Source organism: Pleomorphomonas carboxyditropha, assembly GCF_002770725.1.
Taxonomy (GTDB): Bacteria; Pseudomonadota; Alphaproteobacteria; order Rhizobiales; family Pleomorphomonadaceae; genus Pleomorphomonas; species Pleomorphomonas carboxyditropha.
Genome location: NZ_NQVN01000001.1, coordinates 59,025 through 76,329, shown reverse-complemented (window position 1 = coordinate 76,329; position 17,305 = coordinate 59,025). Strand labels below are relative to the sequence as shown.

Genomic DNA, 17,305 nt, shown 5'->3' with positions numbered 1-17,305 from the left:
ATTCGATGCGAACGACCTACGGCAAGCAGACCACCCTCCGCGAAAGCGTCCAGTTCTCCGGCGCCGGCGTGCATTCCGGCAAGCCGGCGACCATCGTGCTGCATCCCGCCGAGGCGGACCGGGGTATCGTCTTCGTTCGCACCGACGGCGAGGAGGTGGAGATCGCCGCCCGCCACGACAACGTGGTCGCCACCGAGCTCTGCACGATGATCGGCGTCGGCGGCCGCACGGTCGCCACCATCGAGCACCTGATGGCCGCCTTGGCCGCCTCCGGCGTCGACAACGTCGTCGTCGAGATCGACGGCCCGGAAATGCCCATCGCCGATGGCTGCTCGGCCGCCTTCATCGAGATGATCGCCGAAGCCGGCCTGCGCCGCCTCGCGGCGCCGCGCAAGCTGCTGCGCGTCTTGAGGCCGGTGCGGCTCGAGGTCGGCGACGCCGTCCTGGAGTTCCTGCCGCACGACGGCACCCGCTACGACGTCACCATCGACTTCGCCAATCCGCTGATCGGCCGCCAGTCCTACGTGCTCGACCTCAGCCCGCAGACCTTTGCCCGCGACATCGCCCGCGCCCGCACCTTCGGCTTCATGGCCGACGTCGAGAAGCTGTGGAAGATGGGTTTCGCGCTCGGCTCGTCGCTGGAAAATTCGGTGGCGATCGGCGACGGCCGCATCCTCAACCCCGAGGGCCTGCGCTGGTCCGACGAATTCGTCCGCCACAAGACGCTCGACGCGGTCGGCGACCTGTCGCTGATCGGCATGCCCTTCCTCGGCCACTTCCGCTCCTACAAGGGCGGCCACAAGCTCAACTGGATGGCCGTCAAGGCGCTCATCGCCGATACCGGCGCCTACGAGATCGTCCACGACACCGCGACGGTCCGCGAGCCGGCCGGCGGCATCCTCCAGGCGGCCGCGCTGGCGCCGTCGCGCGACTGACCTTGCACCGCGACGAGCGGTGGGCGGCGCCCCCTGCCGCCATAATGTGGCCGAACATCACGGGCACGTAGCATCCGCGACGGCTTTACGATAAAAGAGCTTCCTGTCGTCCGGGCGCCTGACTCGCACCGGGGGCGCGGGGCGGCCCGGCATCGGGCGGTGCTCGACGGGCAGTGCGCGTGGGATGGATGGGCGGCCGCGAGCGGTTGCGTACGGTGATGGGGTTTTCATGAGGCAGAGTTTCGTTCGTGTGGCCGCCGTGCTCGTTCTCCTCGGAGGCGCCACCGCTCTCGTCGGCTGTTCTTCCGACGAGCCGCTGGAACCCTTCGTGGAAATCCCGGCGGAACAGTCCTACAACGCCGGCATCGCCTACCTGCAAGAGGGCGACTACAAGAACGCCACCAAGAAATTCGCCGAGGTCGACGAGCAGCACCCCTATTCGGAGTGGGCGCGCAAGTCCCTCATCATGACCACCTACACCAACTATACGCGCGGCAACTTCGACGAGGCCATCACCCAGGCCAAGCGCTACCTGACGCTCTATCCCGGCTCGGAAGACGCCGCCTATGCCCAGTGGATGATCGCGCAGTCCTATTTCAACCAGATGCCCGACATCACCCGCGACCAGAAGCAGACGCAGCAGGCCATGCAGGCCATGCAGGAGCTGGTCGACCGCTACCCCGACAGCCCCTACGCCGCCGAGGGCCGCAAGCGGCTCGACATCGCCAAGGATCAGCTCGCCGGCAAGGAAATGGAAGTCGGCCGCTTCTATCTGAACCGCAACCAGTACATCGGCGCCATCAACCGCTTCAAGACGGTGGTGCAGACCTACCAGACGACGCGCCACGTCGAGGAGGCGCTGGAGCGCCTCACCGAAGCCTATTACGCCATGGGCATCGTCGACGAGGCGCAGACGGCGGCTGCCGTGCTCGGCCACAACTATCCTGACAGCCGCTGGTACAAGGACGCCTATAAGCTCCTGTCCACCAACGGTCTTGAGCCCCGCGAGAACACCCAGTCCTGGATCTCGAAGGCATTCAAGGCCGCCATGCTCTGACGGGATGCCATGCTCCAGACGCTCGCAATCCGCGACATCGTTTTGATCGAGCGGCTTGAGATCGCCTTCTCCGACGGCTTGACGGTGCTGACCGGCGAAACCGGCGGCGGAAAATCCATCCTGCTCGATGCGCTGTCGCTCGCCCTCGGCGGGCGCGGCGACGCCGGCCTCGTCCGGCACGGCGCCGACCAGGGACAGGTGACCGCCGTCTTCGACCTGGCGGCCGGCCACCCGGCCCGCGCCCTTCTCGTGGAAAACGACCTCGACGACGACGGCGACGTCATCGTCCGCCGCGTCCAGACCAGCGACGGCCGCACCCGCGCCTTCGTCAACGACCGCGCCGTCTCCGCCAACCTGTTGCGCCAGCTCGGCGCCGCCCTGGTCGAGATCCACGGCCAGCACGACGATCGGGCGCTGGTCGATCCGGCCATCCATCGCGGCCTGATCGACGCCTTCGGCGGCCTCGAGGCCGAGGCGAAGGCCGTCGCCGCCGCCCACCGCGCCTGGCGCGATGCCGAGAAGGCCTTGGCCGATCTCGAGCGCCGCATCGCCGACGCCCGCCGCGAGGGCGACTATCTGCGCGCCTCCGTCGAGGAATTGCAGAAGCTCGCCCCCAAGCCGGGCGAGGAGACGGCGCTCGCCGAACGCCGGCAGGAGATGATGCGGGCCGAGAAGGTCGCCGTCGACCTGCGCGAGGCCTATGAGCATCTCAACGGCTCCGGCTCGCCGGTGCCGGAGCTGTCCAGCCTGCTGCGCCGGCTGGAACGCAAGGGCGAAGTGGCGGCGCTGGCCGGCCCGGCCCTGCAGTCGATCTCCACCGCCCTCGACGCCCTGGAAGACGCCCGCTCCGTCTTCGAGGCAGCGCTGCGCGCCGCCGACTTCGATCCGGCCGAGCTGGAGCGCACCGAGGAGCGGCTGTTCGCCATCCGCGCCGCCGCCCGCAAGTATTCGGTGCCGCCCGACGAACTGGGCGCGCTGGCCACCCGCATGGCGTCCGACCTCGCCGACCTCGACGCCGGCGAGGACCGGCTCAACGCGCTCGCCCGATCGGCGGCCACGGCGCGGACCGACTACGACCGCCTGGCGCTGAAGCTCTCCGCCGCCCGCGAGAAATCCGCTCGCCATCTGGAGGACGCCGTCGCCGCCGAGCTGCCGGCGCTGAAGCTCGAACGCGCCCGCTTCATCGTCAATCAGCTCGCCGATCCGGAGACGCGCACCGCCGACGGTATCGACACACTGGAATTCTGGGTGCAGACCAACCCCGGCACCCGGCCCGGGCCGATGATGAAGGTCGCCTCCGGCGGCGAGCTCTCCCGCTTCCTCCTGGCGCTCAAGGTGTCGCTCGCCGACAAGGGCTCGGCGTCGACGCTGGTTTTCGACGAGATCGACACCGGCGTCGGCGGCGCGGTGGCCGAGGCGATCGGCACCCGCCTCGCCCGGCTCGCCCGCAAGGTGCAGGTGCTGTCGGTCACCCACGCGCCGCAGGTCGCCGCCCGCGCCGATCATCATTTCCTGATCGCGAAAGACAGCGTCGACGGCGGCGCCCGCGTCGCCACCTCGGTCTCCCAGCTCCCCGACGGCCACCGCCGCGAGGAGATCGCCCGCATGCTGGCCGGCAGCCGCATCACCGAAGAAGCCCGCGCCGCCGCCGAGCAACTGCTCAAGGGGCATTGAGCGCGGCGCACCAGGGAGAAACGCTCCCTTCCCGATCGACGCTGAGAGCGGAAATTGTTGCCGGTCGTCTAGAACATTTTTCCGACGTGGCAATGCTGACCCAGCGCATAGCTGCGCAACTGGTTGTTTTAGCGCGACTTTTTCAACCTTTCGTTGGCCCGGCAATTGCACGCTAGCGTAACAAGCGTTTCTAAGGAGAAACAATCATGACGGCCATTACGATGAACACGATCGGATCGACGTCCTATTTTACCTTTGATAACCGCTATTCTGCTGTGAATCGGCCAGAGTCCCCCACCGATTTTGCCAATCAACTAGGATCGGAAACCGCCTCAACGACAAAGCCCGAAGCTGACAAGCTGACGAGTCTGCTAGCCCAGCTGGAAGAGCTTAAGAAGCATCAGTTGAACATGTCCATTAATGACTATCTTCTGGCGAATTTTACGCTGAAGGAGCAGATATCCACTGAGAGGCTCAACGCAGGAGAAGACCTAGACCATTTTGGCGTAAATTTTGAAGGCCGTACTTTCAAACTTGCGGGTAAGGTATTTGGCCCTGATTCTTTGGGTTTTGCCAAAATCCCCGATAGTGGCACATTGCATCTAGAGCCTGGAAATACGGTTCGCAGCTATTTGGAGCAGGGGGCTGGTGTCGATATTAAGATTTAGACGGCAAGGCGGCTTGACTCAACAAATGACGGGAGCAGACACCTTACCTTGAATTCATTGTACCGCTTGAAAGGTCTGAATGCTGGGGTTGATCCACTCCCCCAGCATTCTGCTTATCATTCAGAAGATCATAGTTAAGCAGCTAAAAGAGTGGTCAGATCATAGGTCGGACCAGCGCCATCTGCGGTAACCAGGTACTCGACCGTATAGTGACCGCCGAGGAAAAAGCCTTCGATGATGACTGCATTGTCAACCCTGTTGTCGTTCGAATAGTCGGCCCACGAAAAGAACCAGAGATCGTTACCGTCCTGGGCATATCCAAGATCGGCGGCAGTGTAGCTGACGATCAGAACGTCACTGGAATCATATGTATTATCCGTACGGGCCGCACCAGTATTCGTTACGCCGTCATTGATGTAGTCGAAGCCTTGGCCATTGTACTGATACTGGTCATTCCCCGAGCCTCCCCAAAGCTGATCACTTCCGGCGCCTCCGTCCAAAATATCGGCGCCAGCGTCACCGAAGAACTGGTCGTTTCCGGCTTGCCCGAACATGAAGTCGCTACCGCCACCACCAACAAGGACGTCGTTACCCGCCCCACCTTCCATGTAGTCGTTGCCCTCCCCACCATCGAGCCAATCGTCCCCGGCCTCACCGTAGAGGTGATCTTCTCCGATATCTCCATAAAGGGAGTCGTTGCCGATCCCCCCATAAATGAGATCATCGCCGCTTCCGCCGTTCAGATAGTCATGCCCGCTGTTTCCAACGAGAACGTCATCGCCGCCTCCGCCATAGATAGCATCGTTATAGACACTGCCGTAGATCGTGTCGTTGCCTTCGAGGCCGTTCAGGATCAGCCATTGCATGTCCGGGGTGTATTCTGGCGGCGGCGGCGTGTTGTAGGCCCTGTAGTCCATGGTATCGTTGCCGCTGGTACCGTTGAAGGTAGGCATTCTTCATCTCCTTCGGCTACCGGCGAACCATTCGCCGGTCTGGGGCGGGCGCGGCGGCGTGGTTTGCTGACCTTGGGCTGCCGCGCCCGTTTCCTGTTCGGGAGAGAGGCACGAAACTGTCTCATTCCTCCCGGAAAGCGCGTCCCGCGTGGTCGCGGATGGGTTTGAGAAGATAGGAGGCGACCGTACGGTTGCCCGTCGTGACGAAGGCTTCCACTGGCATTCCTGGGACCAACGACAGTCCCACGGGAAGCCGCGCGATTTCCTCGTCCGGGATAGACACCCCGACCCGATAGAAGCTGGCGCCGGTCGTCCTGTCCGTCTCAAGGTCCGCCGAGACGCGAATGACCGCTCCGGCTAATTCGGGCGTGGTATTGCGGTTGAACGCCGTCAGGCGAAGCGTTGCCGGTTGGCCAACGGATATCTGGTCGACGTCTTGCGGCGATATGCGCGCGTCGACCGTCAAGTCGTCTTTTCCCGGTACGATCTCCATCATCGTTTCGGCCGCCGTGACCACTCCCCCGACCGTGTGGACGGCAAGCAGATGCACAGTCCCTGCGATCGGTGCCCGCACGTCGGAGTGTTTCAGCCGGTCGCGGGCGGTCACCTCGTCTTCGGCCAGCGTGGCTAGCTGGTTGGTGACATCCCGGAGTTCGGCCGCGACTTCGGTCCGAAGATCCTGGTCGACCTGCACAAGCTGCAAGCCAATCTCGGCGATCTTGCCACGAGCCGCCGCCGTCGTTGCGATGAGCTGGCCACGCTCGCCCTGGAGCCGCGTGGCGCTCCTATCGAGACTGTTGACCTGGCTGAGCGACGTCAGCCCCTTCGCGAACAAACTGCGCTGGCCGTCCAGTTCCTTAGCAATGAGTTCGATTTCCTTCGTCTTCGCCTGCTGCTGGATCTCGACACCACCGATCTGCTCACGAAGTTGCTGGATTTGTTCCCGGAGGCGAGCCTTCTGGCTGTCGCGTGACGCTCGGCGATCCTCGAACAGGCGCCGCTCGCTCGCCAGCGCCACGCTGGCATCTTCACCTTGCAGGCGAGCCAATAACGCATCCGGAGGCGACATATCCGGTCGACCATCCCTTTCGGCTTCGAGGCGGGCCTGGCGGGCAAGAAGCTGGAGGATGTTCTTTTCGACGGCGGATAGGCCGGCCTGGACACTGGTATCATCCATCCTGACCACGATCTCGCCCGCCAGAACCTCCTGTCCCTCCCGGACCAGCAGTTCATCAATGATGCCGCCTTCGGGATGCTGCACTTTTTTGGCGTTGCCCTCCACCACGAGGACACCGGTTGCGATGACTGCACCAGACAGTTCTGTAGTGGCGGCCCAGCCGCCAATGCCGCCGATTAACATCAGGACGCCCGCCACTCCGGCGAGAAGGTTGCGCCTAAGAGACCGGATAAGATGAGACCGTGTATCAGGGCTCATGGGTGCCTCCTCCTTCGCCATTGATGACGGCAAGAGCCGGCGTCGGCGAGACACGTCCTGGACGAGGACGCAGAAGATGCTGTTGTTGGAGCGACTTGAGGACTTCGTCGCGAGGGCCGAACGCCTTGGCGCCTCCCCCCTCCATAACCAGCAGCCTGTCGAGTAGGGACAGCACGCTATTCCGATGCGCGACGATAATCGCAATGCCGCCGCGCGCCTTGATACCGAAGATCGCCTCAGCCAAAGCCCTGTCACCGTCTGCGTCGAGGTTGGCGTTCGGCTCGTCGAGAACAACCAGGAACGGATCTCCATAGAGCGCGCGAGCAAGGGCAATACGCTGGCGCTGACCCGCCGACAGATTGTGGCCGCCATCACCTACCTGGGTCTCGTAGCCGTCTGGCAGAGAGACGATCATATCGTGGACACCAGCGGCCCGCGCGGCCGCGACAATGGTGTCGTCGGCGACATCCCGGTCGAGGCGCGCGATGTTCTGCGCGATCGTGTCAGGAAACAGGTCGGAGCTTTGCGGCATGTAGCCGATATGGCGACCTCGTTCGTTCGGAGGCCAGTGCTCGAGCGAGGCACCATCGAGGCAAACGCGTCCTTTCAGAGCCGGCCAGACGCCGGTTATGGCCCGAACCAGGGAGGATTTACCCGATGCGCTCGGGCCGATGATACCGATCGCCATACCCGCCTCGACGCGAAAGCTGACGTTCTGCACCGTCATGCGCTGCCGATCGCCCGGAGGCGCGGCGAACAGTCCCTCGACAAGTAAAGAGCCTACCGGTGACGGGAGTTTTGTCCTGTCCTGGTCTTCGGGAAAGGCGAGGAAGAGCGCCTGAAGACGCCTCCAGGCGTCTCGCGCCGCGATCATACTGCGCCAGTTAGCAATCACTTGTTCAACCGGCTGAAGTGAACGGGCAATGATGATCGACGCCGCGACAATCGCACCCCCCGTCATATCGCCCTGCAGAACGATCCAGGCTCCCAAAGCCAGAGAAGCTGATTGTACCGTCAAGCGAATTCCACGCGACACCCCGGCGAACAGGCCGGTCACGTCGCTATTGCCGAACTGGAGTTCTACCACTCGCTCGTGTGCCTCTGCCCAGCGCTCTCGAACCCTAGGTAACAATCCCATGGCGGCAATCGCTTCTGCATTGCGTTGCGCCGCCTCCCCAAGCTGGTTCCGCGTAGAGTGGGCATCCGAGATCGACTTCGCCTTACGGCGGCCCAGCAGTTCCGCCGCAAGCGTGAGAGCCATGAGGAAGACCATTGTTACCGTCGCCAACCAGCCGATCATCGGATGCAGAAAGAAGCATATCGCCAGATAGACTGGCATCCACGGAAGATCGAACAGGGCCATCGGGCCGGGACCGGCCAGAAATGCTCTGATCTGATCCGCTTCTTGTGCAGGGCGGAGAACATCGCCCGTTATCCGTGTACGCAATGAAGCTCCGGCGATAGCGGTAATGACCCGGCTGGAAATCTCAGCATCTAGAAGGCCGGCGATACGGCTCATGGCTCGGCCGCGTACAATGTCCAGAACTGCCGAGAAGACGTAGACTCCGACGACGAGTACGAGCAGTGCCACCAGTGTCGGGACGCTGCGGCTCGGAATGACGCGATCGTAAATTTCGAGCATGAATAGAGGTGCAGCAAGGCCGAGGAGATTCACGGCCCCCGAAAATAGGCCACCGCAAATGGCGCCGATTACGAGCCATCTAGCCCCCCGGTGGGTTTTCGGCTTGCCAACACCAGTTGCACGCATTCCTTCCCCCTGAAGGATGCACCCTTAAGGTGCAAGAACGCATGCAGTCTGATGCTGAGTGGAGAAACGCGCAATATGCGCAAACTGATGTATTCTTGGTGCAACTATTTGAAATTTTTCAGATTCATTGTCATTAAAAAATGTTTTTAGAAACGTACTAGACAAGAATTGCCAAAAGATCGCTCCAGAAGTTCGCACACGCCGCTGTTGCTGCAACGACAAGCGAAGTTCTTTTGATGAAGCCTTGAACCAAGGCTATGGCGACGGCTTCCGGTCGTGATGCTGCGCCCAGCCGACGTTGCGACCGACGAAGGTGCATCCTAACTGTATGGATCGAAAGCTTGAGCATATCGGCGATGGCTGCGGCATCATGGCCATCCGCAAACAATTGAAGGCAGTTGTGCTCCTGGCGGCTGAGAGGCCCAGCGTTCGCGCCCACTGGCACAATGAATTTCATGACATATTCATGGAGATAACGCCCGACAACGACAAGTTCCGGTACGCAGCGGCGGATAAACATTTCCCATCGTCCGCAATCAGAGACGTGGGACGTAACCGTAAAAATCGCCCTGTCTCCCTGTGCCCCATTGATTGGAATCCCGATGCCGTTCGAGCCGATGTCAAAGCGGCGCATTTCCGAGAAATAAAACCGGGACTCCTTGGTGCTGTCGACTAGGAGCTGCCAGTCTATGGGGAGCACCGTTTTTCGACTGGTCGACACCATCGGATCAATCCTGACGAACTCGTGGCGCTGATAATGCGAAATCCAGGCTCGGTCCGTTGTCGACAGGATCGGGAGATTGGTTCGTGCCACGTTGTTGATATGGAGGGGGTGATAATCGAGGTGCGCCGCGCAATAAAGATCCCGGATCTCGAAAAGAGCGGCCTGGAGAGCATCGATAGAAGTAGACGAGCTAATGAGATCGACCGCCCGATCGAGTCGTGCCTCATTTGGCTGCATTGTCGTCCCAATCCAATCAAAGCGTGAATTGCGATTTATATTACATCAAATATAACGTATTAGTGTTATAATACAACCAAAGAGTTTGGGCTTTATCCCCCAGGGTCATGTGCCCGACATGCCGAAGCCAGGACATAGGAAGGGGAAACACGGCAACACTCTACCCGGCGTTCGCCGCCCCGATCAGCCGCTTGACCTCCGCCGCGACTTCGGGCGTCGCCGGATTGTAGATCACCATCGACAGATCGGGCCGGCCGTCGACGGCGAAGGCCGAATATTCCAGCGACATCAGTCCGAGCGTCGGGTGGCGCAGCAGCTTGGTGCCTTCGCCGTGGTGGCCGACTTCCTTCTCCCGCCACATCGCCGCGAATTCCGGGCTGGCCCGGCTCAATTCGTTCACCATCGCCTCGACGTTGCCGGCCGCCCCGGCGCGCACCGCGTCGGCGCGGAAGGTGGCGACGACGAAGCGGGCGACGCTCTCCCAGTCGAGCTGGCGCGCCCGCACCGCCGGATCGCAGAACATCATGCGCAACACGTTGCGTTCCCGCGGCGGCCGCGCGCCATAGTCGCCGAGCACCACGGCGGCGGCGCGGTTCCAGGCGATGATGTCCCAGGTCGCCGTCTTGATGATGGCCGGGCTGAGCTCCAGCGCGTCGAGCACGCGCTGCAGGCGCGGCGACACGCCGTCGCTCTCCCGGTAATGCACCTCCGGCAGCCGGCCGAGGCCGAGCAGGAACAGGTGTTCGCGCTCGACGTCGGTCAGCATCAAGGCCCGGGCGATGCGGTCGAGCACGTCGGCCGACGGCGCGCCGCCCCGCCCCTGCTCCAGCCAGGTGTACCAGGTGACCGACACGTTGGCCCGCTGCGCCACCTCCTCTCGCCGGAGGCCGGGCGTCCGCCGCCGCGTCATCGGCAGACCGAAGGCGGCGGCGTCCAGCCGGCAGCGCCGGTCGCGCAGGAAGGCGCCGAGCGCGTTGCCGTCGGTCAGCGGAGCGTCCATCCTGTTAGTCCTTATACCATGATACGATCACTACTTTACCCCGATACGTGGCCGGACGACACTGGCATCGTCATCCTCTCGGGAGATTTTTCATGCGCGTTTTCGTGACCGGAGCCACCGGCTTCGTCGGTTCGGCCGTCGTCTCCGACCTGATCGCCGCCGGCCATTCCGTCCTCGGCCTCAGCCGCTCGCAGGCGGGAGCGGCCGCGCTCAGAGCCGCCGGCGCCGACGTCCATCCGGGTTCGCTCGAAGATATCGCCAGCCTGAAGGCCGGCGCGGCGGCCAGCGACGCCGTCGTCCACACCGCCTTCGTCCACGACTTCTCCAGGTTCGGGGAGAATTGCGACATCGACCGGCAGGCCATCGCGGCGCTCGGCGAGGCGCTCGCCGGCTCCGGCCGGCCGCTGGTCGTCACCTCCGCCCTCGGCATGCTGTCGCCCGGCCGCCTCGCCACCGAGGACATGGTGCCGCCGGCCGACGCGCATGTTCCCCGCGTGTCCGAGCAGGCGGCCCTCGCCTTCGTCTCGCGCGGCGTCCGGGCCATGGCCATTCGCCTGCCTCAGGTGCACGGCGCCGGCGATCACGGCTTCACGCCGCAGCTCGTCGGCATCGCCCGCGACAAAGGCGCGGCGGCCTATGTCGGCGACGGCGCCAACCGCTGGCCGGCCGTCCACCGCTTCGATGCCGCCCGCCTTTATCGGCTCGCCGTCGAGAAGGGCACCGCGGGCGCCCGCTACCACGCCGTCGCCGACGAGGGCGTGCCGCTGAAGACCATCGCCGAAATCATCGGCCGCCGCCTCGGCCTGCCGGTGAAAAGCATCGCCGCCGACGAAGCGGCCGACCATTTCGGCTGGTTCGCCGCCTTCGCCGCCATGGACTGCCCGGCGTCGAGCGACCGGACCCGCCGCGAGCTCGGCTGGCAGCCGACCGGCATCGGCCTTATCGAAGATCTCGACAGCTCCGCCTATTTCCCGAGCTGACCCAGCAGGGGAGCGCTTGCCGCCTCTCCGGACCAATGCAATAAATCGGCTCCGAACATCCTGCCCGGAGTCGCGCCATGCCTTCGCCCGCCACCGCCTTGATCGTCGTCGACGTCCAGAACGATTTCTGCCCCGGCGGCGCGCTGGCGGTCGGCGGCGGCCACGCCGTCGTGCCGGTAATCAACGCGCTGGTGCCGCGCTACCGGCAGGTGGTGGTCACCCAGGACTGGCACCCGAAGGGCCACGCCTCCTTCGCCTCCGCCCATCACGGCCACGAGCCGTTCGACACCATCGAAATGCCCTACGGCACGCAGGTGCTGTGGCCGGACCATTGCGTGCAGGGCACGCCCGGCGCCGAGCTGCATCCCGACCTCGAGGTCACCACCGCCCAGCTGGTCATCCGCAAGGGCTGGCACCAGGGCGTCGACAGCTATTCCGCCTTCCGCGAGGCCGACCGCGAGACCTTGACCGGCCTCGCCGGCTATCTCCGGGAACGCGGCGTCGAGGAGGTGCACGTCGTCGGCCTCGCCACCGACTATTGCGTCGCCTGGACGGCGCTTGACGCCGCCGGCTCCGGCTTCAGGGTCACGGTGATCGAGGACGCCTGCCGCGCCATCGACCTCTCCGGCTCGCTGAAGCGCGCCTGGGCCGACATGGCCGCCGCCGGCGTGGCACGCACGACCAGCGATCGGATCGTTTAGAATTGTTGCGGCATCGCCCGACTGATTTTCCGGATATTGCGATTTTCGGGTGGACAGCCTTCACAAACTAGGTCATAAGAGCTGACCTATAAAAGGTCAATAATATTGACCTAAAGAAAGCTGGACATGACAACACCTCTTGCGGACTTCCGGGCCGGCCTGGTCGCGGTCTTTCCAACCGTCGCTGCCGCCGTGCCCTTCGCCCTCATCCTCGGCCAGCAGGCGACGGCCAAGGGCCTGACGCCGGCCGAGATGCTCGCCATGTCGTCGATCGTCTTCGCCGGCTCGTCGCAACTGATCGCCGTCGGCCTGTGGAGCATGCCGGCGCCGGTCGCCGCCCTGGCGCTGATGGCGCTGCTGGTCAACCTCCGGCATGTGCTGATGGGCGCCTCGCTGTCCGGCAAGATCGCCCATTTCGGCCGCCTGCGGTTCGTGGCGGCCTTCCTGCTCACCGACGAGGCCTGGGCGCTCAGCGAGCGCCGCGCCCTCGACAAGCCGATCAGCCGCACCTTCTACTTCACCGTGGCGCTGACGCTGTTCGTCTGCTGGCAGGTCGCCTCGGTGCTCGGCACGCTGTTCGGCGCCTATCTCGAGCACCCCGAGACCTTCGGCCTCGATTTCGCCTTCCCGGCCATCTTCATCGCCCTTGCCCTCGGCTTCTGGAAGGGCGCCCGCCGCACCGGCCCGGTGCTGGTGGCGAGCGCCGTGGTGGCGGTGGCCGTCCACGCCACCGTGCCCGGCGCCTGGTACGTGATCGCCGGCGCGCTGGCCGGCATCGCCGCCGCCGTCGTCACCGCGCCGCACGAAGTGCCGGCCTCTGCCGGGGAGGCGACGCGATGACCATCGATCCCGTCAATTTCGCCGCCATCCTGGCCATGGGCGTCCTCACCTACATGACGCGCATCCTCGGCTTCCTGATCGCCGACCGGCTGCCGAAGTCCGGCCCGGTCCGCGTCGCCCTCGACGCGCTGCCGCCGGCCGTGCTGGTCGCCGTCATCGCGCCGATCGTCATGTCCGGCCCCATCGAGGCGGCCGCCGGCTTGGTGGTATTGGTCCTCGCGCTGCGGCTGCCGCTGATCGCCACGGTCGCCGTCGGCGTCGCCACCGCCGCGCTGCTGCGGTTGGCTTTCGGCTAGTACTATGGCCTCGCCAGCGCCCGGCAGGATTCGCGGACGATCAGCCGGCCCTGGATGACCAGCCGGCGCGGCGCCTCGTCGGCCTTGCCGGACAGGCGGTCGAGCAGCAGGTTGGCGGCATACTCGCCGATCGCCTGCACCGGCTGGGCGATCGTGGTCAGGTGCGGGCGGAACACGTCGGCCCAGGGAAAGTCGTCGAAGCAGGCGACCGATATGTCGTCGGGGCAGGAAAGCCCGGCGTCGCGGATGGCCCGCATGGCGCCGATGGTCATCAGGTTGTTGGCCGAGAAGATGGCGCTCGGCCGGTCCCGCTGGGTGAGAAGCTGCATGGCGGCGCGGTAGCCGCCCGCCTCGCGGGAATCGCCGTCCTGGACCAGCTCGTCGACATAGGGAACCTCCGCCGCCGCCAGGGCGTCGCGGTAGCCGGCCAGCCGATCGCGGCCGGTCGAGGTGATCAGCGGACCGGCGATGTAGCCGATGCGCCGGTGCCCCAGGCCGATGAGATAGCTCGTCGCATCCAGCACGGCCTTGCGGTTGTCGAGCGTGACGGTATCGACGTCCAGCCCCTCGCACGTGCGGTCGACGATCACCATCGGCCGGCGCACCGAGGCCAGGAAATCCTTCAGCATGACATCCTCGCCGGCCGGCGCGATGATCAGGCCGTCGACGGCGCGGTCGAGCAGCAGCTTGATCTGCATGTCCTGCAACTCGGTATTTTCGTCGCTGCTGCACACCATGACGGCGTAGCCGACCCGGTTGAGGGCATACTGGATGGTCGCCACGATATCGGTGAAGAACGGGTTGCGGATGTCGCTCACCATCAGACCGATCGTGTTGGTGGCGCCGAGCTTCAGGCTGCGGGCGATGGCGTTGCGCTCGTAGCCGATGGCGGAAATGGCCGCTTCGATGCGCTGCGTCAGGGCAGGGCTGACCCGGGTGGTGCCGTTGATCAGCGCCGAGACGGTGGCGACCGACACCTGCGCGGTCCGTGCTACGTCAAGCATGGTCGGCGCCCTCGACTTGCCGTTGGCCCTGCGTGGTGTCGAAGTCATTTCTCTAAACGTTTCATACTATTTTCTCACTTGAGTTTGGCTTCTTCCGGTCAATAATGCAACAAAATTGAGCAAACGGCCGGTATGGCAGACAGATCTATCACAAAGGATGGTAGCGTCTTCTAAACGTTTAGACTAGCATTCGGGACGTTGTGACGAGGCGGAAGGGAGGCCGCCGACATCATGAGCGCCATTCCTGTTCCCATGGGCTGCGGCGAGCAGTCCGGCCGGCGTTTGCCGTCCCGGCTGCTTGGGCGCGGCCGCTTGCGCCGTTCCGGCGATTGGCGGTTCCGTGCGGTCCGGCGCGGCGATTTCGCCTGGCCTGATACCGCCGCCGGCGCCCTCCCCCACAAGAGACCTGGCCGGATATGTCCGGCCGAAGCCTGATCGATAAGGGAGGCAGGATGAGCGATCTGGTCCGGATGACGGGAATCGACAAGCACTTTCCCGGCGTTCATGCGCTGAGGAACGCCCGGTTCGAGCTTCAGCCCGGGGAAGTGCACGCGCTGATGGGAGAAAACGGCGCCGGCAAGTCGACGCTGATGAAGGTGCTGGCCGGCATCTACCAGCCCGACGCCGGCAAGATCGAGGTCGCCGGCGAGGAGGTCACCGTCGCCGGGCCGCGCGCCGCCCAGGCGCTCGGCATCGGCATCATCCATCAGGAACTGTCCCTGATGAAGGATCTGACGGTGGCGCAGAACATCATGATCGGCCGCGAGCCGCGCAAGTCGTTCGGCCGCCTCGACGAGGGCGAACTGAACCGGCGGGCGGCGGCGGCGCTGGCTTCGATCCACATGAACGTCGATCCGCGCACCCCGGTATCCGAATTGACCATCGCCCGCCAGCAGATGATCGAGATCGCCAAGGCGCTCTCCAACCGCTCGCGCATCCTGATCATGGACGAGCCGACCGCCGCGCTGACCGACTCGGAGATCGCCGAGCTGTTCGCCATCATCCGCGTGCTCAAGTCCGAGGGCGTCGGCATCGTCTACATCTCGCACAAGATGGACGAGCTGAAGCGCATCGCCGACCGGGTGACGGTCATGCGCGACGGCGAATTCGTCGGCACCGTCGGCGCCGCCGAGACGCCGGTGTCGACCATCATCTCGATGATGGTGGGCCGGGCGCTGACCGACGAGGCCGTCAGGGTTCCCGACCTCGCCCATGCGCCGACGGCGCTGGAGGTCCGCAACCTGTCGCGCGGCCGCGTCATCAAGAACGTCAGCTTCACCCTGCGGCGCGGCGAGATCCTCGGCTTTGCCGGTCTGATGGGAGCCGGCCGCACGGAAGTGGCGCGCGCCATCTTCGGCGCCGATCCGCGCGACGGCGGCGAGATCATCGTCGACGGCCAGCCGCGCAACATCCGCTCGCCGCGGGAAGCGGTGCAGGCGGGCATCGGCTACCTGTCGGAGGACCGCAAGAACTTCGGCCTGGCGCTCGGCATGGACGTGCGCGCCAACATCGGCATGGCGACGCTGAAGCGCTACTCCGATGGCTTCGGCCGGATCGACGAGAAGGGGCTGGCCGCCGCCGCCCGGAAATACGTCGCCTCGCTGACCATCCGCACGCCGTCGGATCGCCAGGAGGTGCGCCTCTTGTCGGGCGGCAACCAGCAGAAGGTGGTCGTCGCCAAGTGGCTGCTGCGCGATTGCGACGTGCTGATCTTCGACGAGCCGACCCGCGGCATCGACGTCGGCGCCAAGGCGGAAATCTACCGCCTGCTGGCCTCGCTCGCCGAGCAGGGCAAGGCGCTGATCGTCATCAGCTCCGAGCTGCCGGAAATCCTCCGCGTCTCCCACCGCATCGCCGTGATGTGCGAGGGCCGCCTCACCGGCATCCTGCCCGGCGGCGCGGCGACCAGCCAGGAAGACATCATGCACCTTGCCACCCAGCGCGACACGATCTCGAAGGAACACGCAGCATGAGCGCGATCAAACTTGGATGGGATGCGGGACTGAAATCATCGGGCGCCTATCAGAAGCTCCTGGCCTTCGCGAGCCTGGTGGCGCTGATCATCGTCTTCAGCCTGGCCTCGCCCAATTTCCTGCAGACATCCAACATCATCGCCATCCTGCAGGCGACCAGCGTCAACGGCGTGCTGGCGATCGGCGCGACGCTGGTCATCATCACCGGCGGCATCGACCTGTCGGTCGGCACGCTGATGACCTTCTGCGCGGTGATCGCCGGCGTCGTTCTCACCTACTGGGGGCTGCCGCTGCCGTTCGGCATCGTGGCGGCCATCGCCGCCGGCGCGGTCTGCGGGCTGATTTCCGGCACGCTGGTCGCCAAGATGCGCATTCCGCCGTTCATCGCCACGCTCGGCATGATGCTGATCCTCAAGGGGCTGTCGCTGGTCATCTCCGGCACCAAGCCGATCTACTTCAACGGCACGCCGAACTTTCCGATGATCTCCACCAGCTCGCTGATCAGCGCCATCGTGCCGGGGCTGCCGATCCCCAACGGCGTGCTGATCCTGTTCCTGGTGGCCGGGGCGGTGTCCTACGTCCTCGGGCGCACGGTGCTCGGCCGCTACTGCTTCGCGCTGGGCTCCAACGAGGAAGCGGTGCGGCTGTCCGGCGTCAATACCGACGGCTGGAAGATGGCGATCTACGCGCTGACCGGCGCCATCTGCGGCATCGCCGGCCTGCTGATCGCCTCGCGGCTCAATTCCGCCCAGCCGGCGCTCGGCCAGGGCTACGAGCTCGACGCCATCGCCGCCGTGGTCATCGGCGGCACGTCGCTGTCGGGCGGCCGCGGCACCATCCTCGGCACCATCATCGGCGCGCTGATCATGTCGGTGCTGCTCAACGGCCTGCGCATCCTGTCGGTCGCCCAGGAGTGGCAGACCGTGCTCACCGGATCGATCATCATCGTCGCCGTCTACGCCGACATGATGCGCCGCCGCCGGAATTGACCCAATCCGCCCGAGGAGGGGCGCAACGACAAGAGAGTAGCAGAATACTCCGAACCTAAGCTCGGCTGTTC

At 64.7% G+C, this 17,305-nt stretch carries 16 protein-coding genes; 10 read left to right on the top strand and 6 right to left on the bottom strand.

Annotation, left to right across the window (positions count from 1 at the left end):
- The first annotated feature begins 5 nt into the window (after window positions 1-5).
- The 4 genes from lpxC to CJ014_RS00315 all read left to right on the top strand — a co-directional run bounded on the left by lpxC (window position 6) and on the right by CJ014_RS00315 (window position 4,334).
- The gene (lpxC, locus tag CJ014_RS00330; protein ID WP_100078532.1) at window positions 6-935 is read left to right on the top strand and encodes a UDP-3-O-acyl-N-acetylglucosamine deacetylase; all 930 of its coding nucleotides are present in this window, start codon (window positions 6-8) and stop codon (window positions 933-935) included.
- A gap of 229 nt (window positions 936-1,164) precedes the next feature.
- Entirely contained in the window at window positions 1,165-1,992 is an 828-nt protein-coding gene (locus CJ014_RS00325; protein WP_100078531.1) for an outer membrane protein assembly factor BamD, read from the top strand.
- Between the two features lie 9 nt (window positions 1,993-2,001).
- Window positions 2,002-3,666, top strand: coding sequence for a DNA repair protein RecN (gene recN, locus CJ014_RS00320; RefSeq protein WP_100078530.1), 1,665 nt, complete (start codon window positions 2,002-2,004; stop codon window positions 3,664-3,666).
- Between the two features lie 206 nt (window positions 3,667-3,872).
- Entirely contained in the window at window positions 3,873-4,334 is a 462-nt protein-coding gene (locus CJ014_RS00315; protein ID WP_100078529.1) for a hypothetical protein, read from the top strand.
- A gap of 134 nt (window positions 4,335-4,468) precedes the next feature.
- On the opposite strand, the gene CJ014_RS00310 is transcribed toward CJ014_RS00315, so the two are convergent.
- The 5 genes from CJ014_RS00310 to CJ014_RS00290 all read right to left on the bottom strand — a co-directional run bounded on the left by CJ014_RS00310 (window position 4,469) and on the right by CJ014_RS00290 (window position 10,451).
- Window positions 4,469-5,287, bottom strand: coding sequence for a calcium-binding protein (locus CJ014_RS00310; RefSeq protein ID WP_100078528.1), 819 nt, complete (start codon window positions 5,285-5,287; stop codon window positions 4,469-4,471).
- 121 nt (window positions 5,288-5,408) lie between these two features.
- The gene (locus CJ014_RS00305; protein WP_100078527.1) at window positions 5,409-6,722 is read right to left on the bottom strand and encodes an HlyD family type I secretion periplasmic adaptor subunit; all 1,314 of its coding nucleotides are present in this window, start codon (window positions 6,720-6,722) and stop codon (window positions 5,409-5,411) included.
- Window positions 6,712-8,424 carry a type I secretion system permease/ATPase gene (locus CJ014_RS00300; RefSeq protein ID WP_425351892.1) on the bottom strand — a complete coding sequence of 571 codons (1,713 nt, stop codon included), beginning with the start codon at window positions 8,422-8,424 and terminating at the stop codon, window positions 6,712-6,714. Before CJ014_RS00300 ends, CJ014_RS00305 begins: the two co-directional genes overlap by 11 nt.
- 223 nt (window positions 8,425-8,647) lie before the next feature.
- Window positions 8,648-9,451: a LuxR family transcriptional regulator gene (locus tag CJ014_RS00295; protein ID WP_100078525.1), complete on the bottom strand. Its 804-nt coding sequence runs from the start codon at window positions 9,449-9,451 to the stop codon at window positions 8,648-8,650.
- 160 nt (window positions 9,452-9,611) lie between these two features.
- Window positions 9,612-10,451, bottom strand: a complete 840-nt coding sequence (locus CJ014_RS00290; protein ID WP_100078524.1) for a helix-turn-helix transcriptional regulator — start codon at window positions 10,449-10,451, stop codon at window positions 9,612-9,614.
- Window positions 10,452-10,543: 92 nt separating this feature from the next.
- Between CJ014_RS00290 and CJ014_RS00285 the strand changes: the two genes are divergently transcribed.
- The 4 genes from CJ014_RS00285 (at window position 10,544) to CJ014_RS00270 (ending at window position 13,268) form a co-directional block, all read left to right on the top strand.
- The gene (locus CJ014_RS00285) at window positions 10,544-11,431 is read left to right on the top strand and encodes an SDR family oxidoreductase (RefSeq protein WP_100078523.1); all 888 of its coding nucleotides are present in this window, start codon (window positions 10,544-10,546) and stop codon (window positions 11,429-11,431) included.
- A gap of 77 nt (window positions 11,432-11,508) precedes the next feature.
- A complete protein-coding gene (pncA, locus tag CJ014_RS00280; RefSeq protein ID WP_100078522.1) occupies window positions 11,509-12,132 on the top strand; it encodes a bifunctional nicotinamidase/pyrazinamidase in 624 nt (207 codons plus the stop codon).
- A 126-nt stretch (window positions 12,133-12,258) separates the two neighbouring features.
- Window positions 12,259-12,972, top strand: a complete 714-nt coding sequence (locus CJ014_RS00275) for an AzlC family ABC transporter permease (protein WP_100078521.1) — start codon at window positions 12,259-12,261, stop codon at window positions 12,970-12,972.
- Window positions 12,969-13,268, top strand: a complete 300-nt coding sequence (locus CJ014_RS00270) for an AzlD family protein (protein ID WP_100078520.1) — start codon at window positions 12,969-12,971, stop codon at window positions 13,266-13,268. Before CJ014_RS00275 ends, CJ014_RS00270 begins: the two co-directional genes overlap by 4 nt.
- A 2-nt stretch (window positions 13,269-13,270) precedes the next feature.
- Here the strand turns inward: CJ014_RS00270 and CJ014_RS00265 are convergent, their stop codons facing one another.
- Window positions 13,271-14,272, bottom strand: a complete 1,002-nt coding sequence (locus CJ014_RS00265) for a LacI family DNA-binding transcriptional regulator (RefSeq protein WP_100078519.1) — start codon at window positions 14,270-14,272, stop codon at window positions 13,271-13,273.
- A gap of 452 nt (window positions 14,273-14,724) precedes the next feature.
- Between CJ014_RS00265 and CJ014_RS00260 the strand changes: the two genes are divergently transcribed.
- Window positions 14,725-16,245, top strand: a complete 1,521-nt coding sequence (locus CJ014_RS00260) for a sugar ABC transporter ATP-binding protein (RefSeq protein ID WP_100078518.1) — start codon at window positions 14,725-14,727, stop codon at window positions 16,243-16,245.
- Window positions 16,242-17,234 carry an ABC transporter permease gene (locus CJ014_RS00255; RefSeq protein ID WP_100078517.1) on the top strand — a complete coding sequence of 331 codons (993 nt, stop codon included), beginning with the start codon at window positions 16,242-16,244 and terminating at the stop codon, window positions 17,232-17,234. Before CJ014_RS00260 ends, CJ014_RS00255 begins: the two co-directional genes overlap by 4 nt.
- The last annotated feature ends 71 nt before the right edge of the window (window positions 17,235-17,305 follow it).

Excerpts from the sequence above, each read along its gene's own strand:
- lpxC (WP_100078532.1), top strand. The coding sequence starts at position 6 with ATGCGAACGACCTACGGCAAGCAGACCACCCTCCGCGAAAGCGTCCAG.
- CJ014_RS00325 (WP_100078531.1), top strand. The coding sequence starts at position 1,165 with ATGAGGCAGAGTTTCGTTCGTGTGGCCGCCGTGCTCGTTCTCCTCGGA.
- recN (WP_100078530.1), top strand. The coding sequence starts at position 2,002 with ATGCTCCAGACGCTCGCAATCCGCGACATCGTTTTGATCGAGCGGCTT.
- CJ014_RS00315 (WP_100078529.1), top strand. The coding sequence starts at position 3,873 with ATGACGGCCATTACGATGAACACGATCGGATCGACGTCCTATTTTACC.
- CJ014_RS00310 (WP_100078528.1), bottom strand. The coding sequence starts at position 5,287 with ATGCCTACCTTCAACGGTACCAGCGGCAACGATACCATGGACTACAGG.
- CJ014_RS00305 (WP_100078527.1), bottom strand. The coding sequence starts at position 6,722 with ATGAGCCCTGATACACGGTCTCATCTTATCCGGTCTCTTAGGCGCAAC.
- CJ014_RS00295 (WP_100078525.1), bottom strand. The coding sequence starts at position 9,451 with ATGCAGCCAAATGAGGCACGACTCGATCGGGCGGTCGATCTCATTAGC.
- CJ014_RS00290 (WP_100078524.1), bottom strand. The coding sequence starts at position 10,451 with ATGGACGCTCCGCTGACCGACGGCAACGCGCTCGGCGCCTTCCTGCGC.
- CJ014_RS00285 (WP_100078523.1), top strand. The coding sequence starts at position 10,544 with ATGCGCGTTTTCGTGACCGGAGCCACCGGCTTCGTCGGTTCGGCCGTC.
- pncA (WP_100078522.1), top strand. The coding sequence starts at position 11,509 with ATGCCTTCGCCCGCCACCGCCTTGATCGTCGTCGACGTCCAGAACGAT.
- CJ014_RS00275 (WP_100078521.1), top strand. The coding sequence starts at position 12,259 with ATGACAACACCTCTTGCGGACTTCCGGGCCGGCCTGGTCGCGGTCTTT.
- CJ014_RS00270 (WP_100078520.1), top strand. The coding sequence starts at position 12,969 with ATGACCATCGATCCCGTCAATTTCGCCGCCATCCTGGCCATGGGCGTC.
- CJ014_RS00265 (WP_100078519.1), bottom strand. The coding sequence starts at position 14,272 with ATGCTTGACGTAGCACGGACCGCGCAGGTGTCGGTCGCCACCGTCTCG.
- CJ014_RS00260 (WP_100078518.1), top strand. The coding sequence starts at position 14,725 with ATGAGCGATCTGGTCCGGATGACGGGAATCGACAAGCACTTTCCCGGC.
- CJ014_RS00255 (WP_100078517.1), top strand. The coding sequence starts at position 16,242 with ATGAGCGCGATCAAACTTGGATGGGATGCGGGACTGAAATCATCGGGC.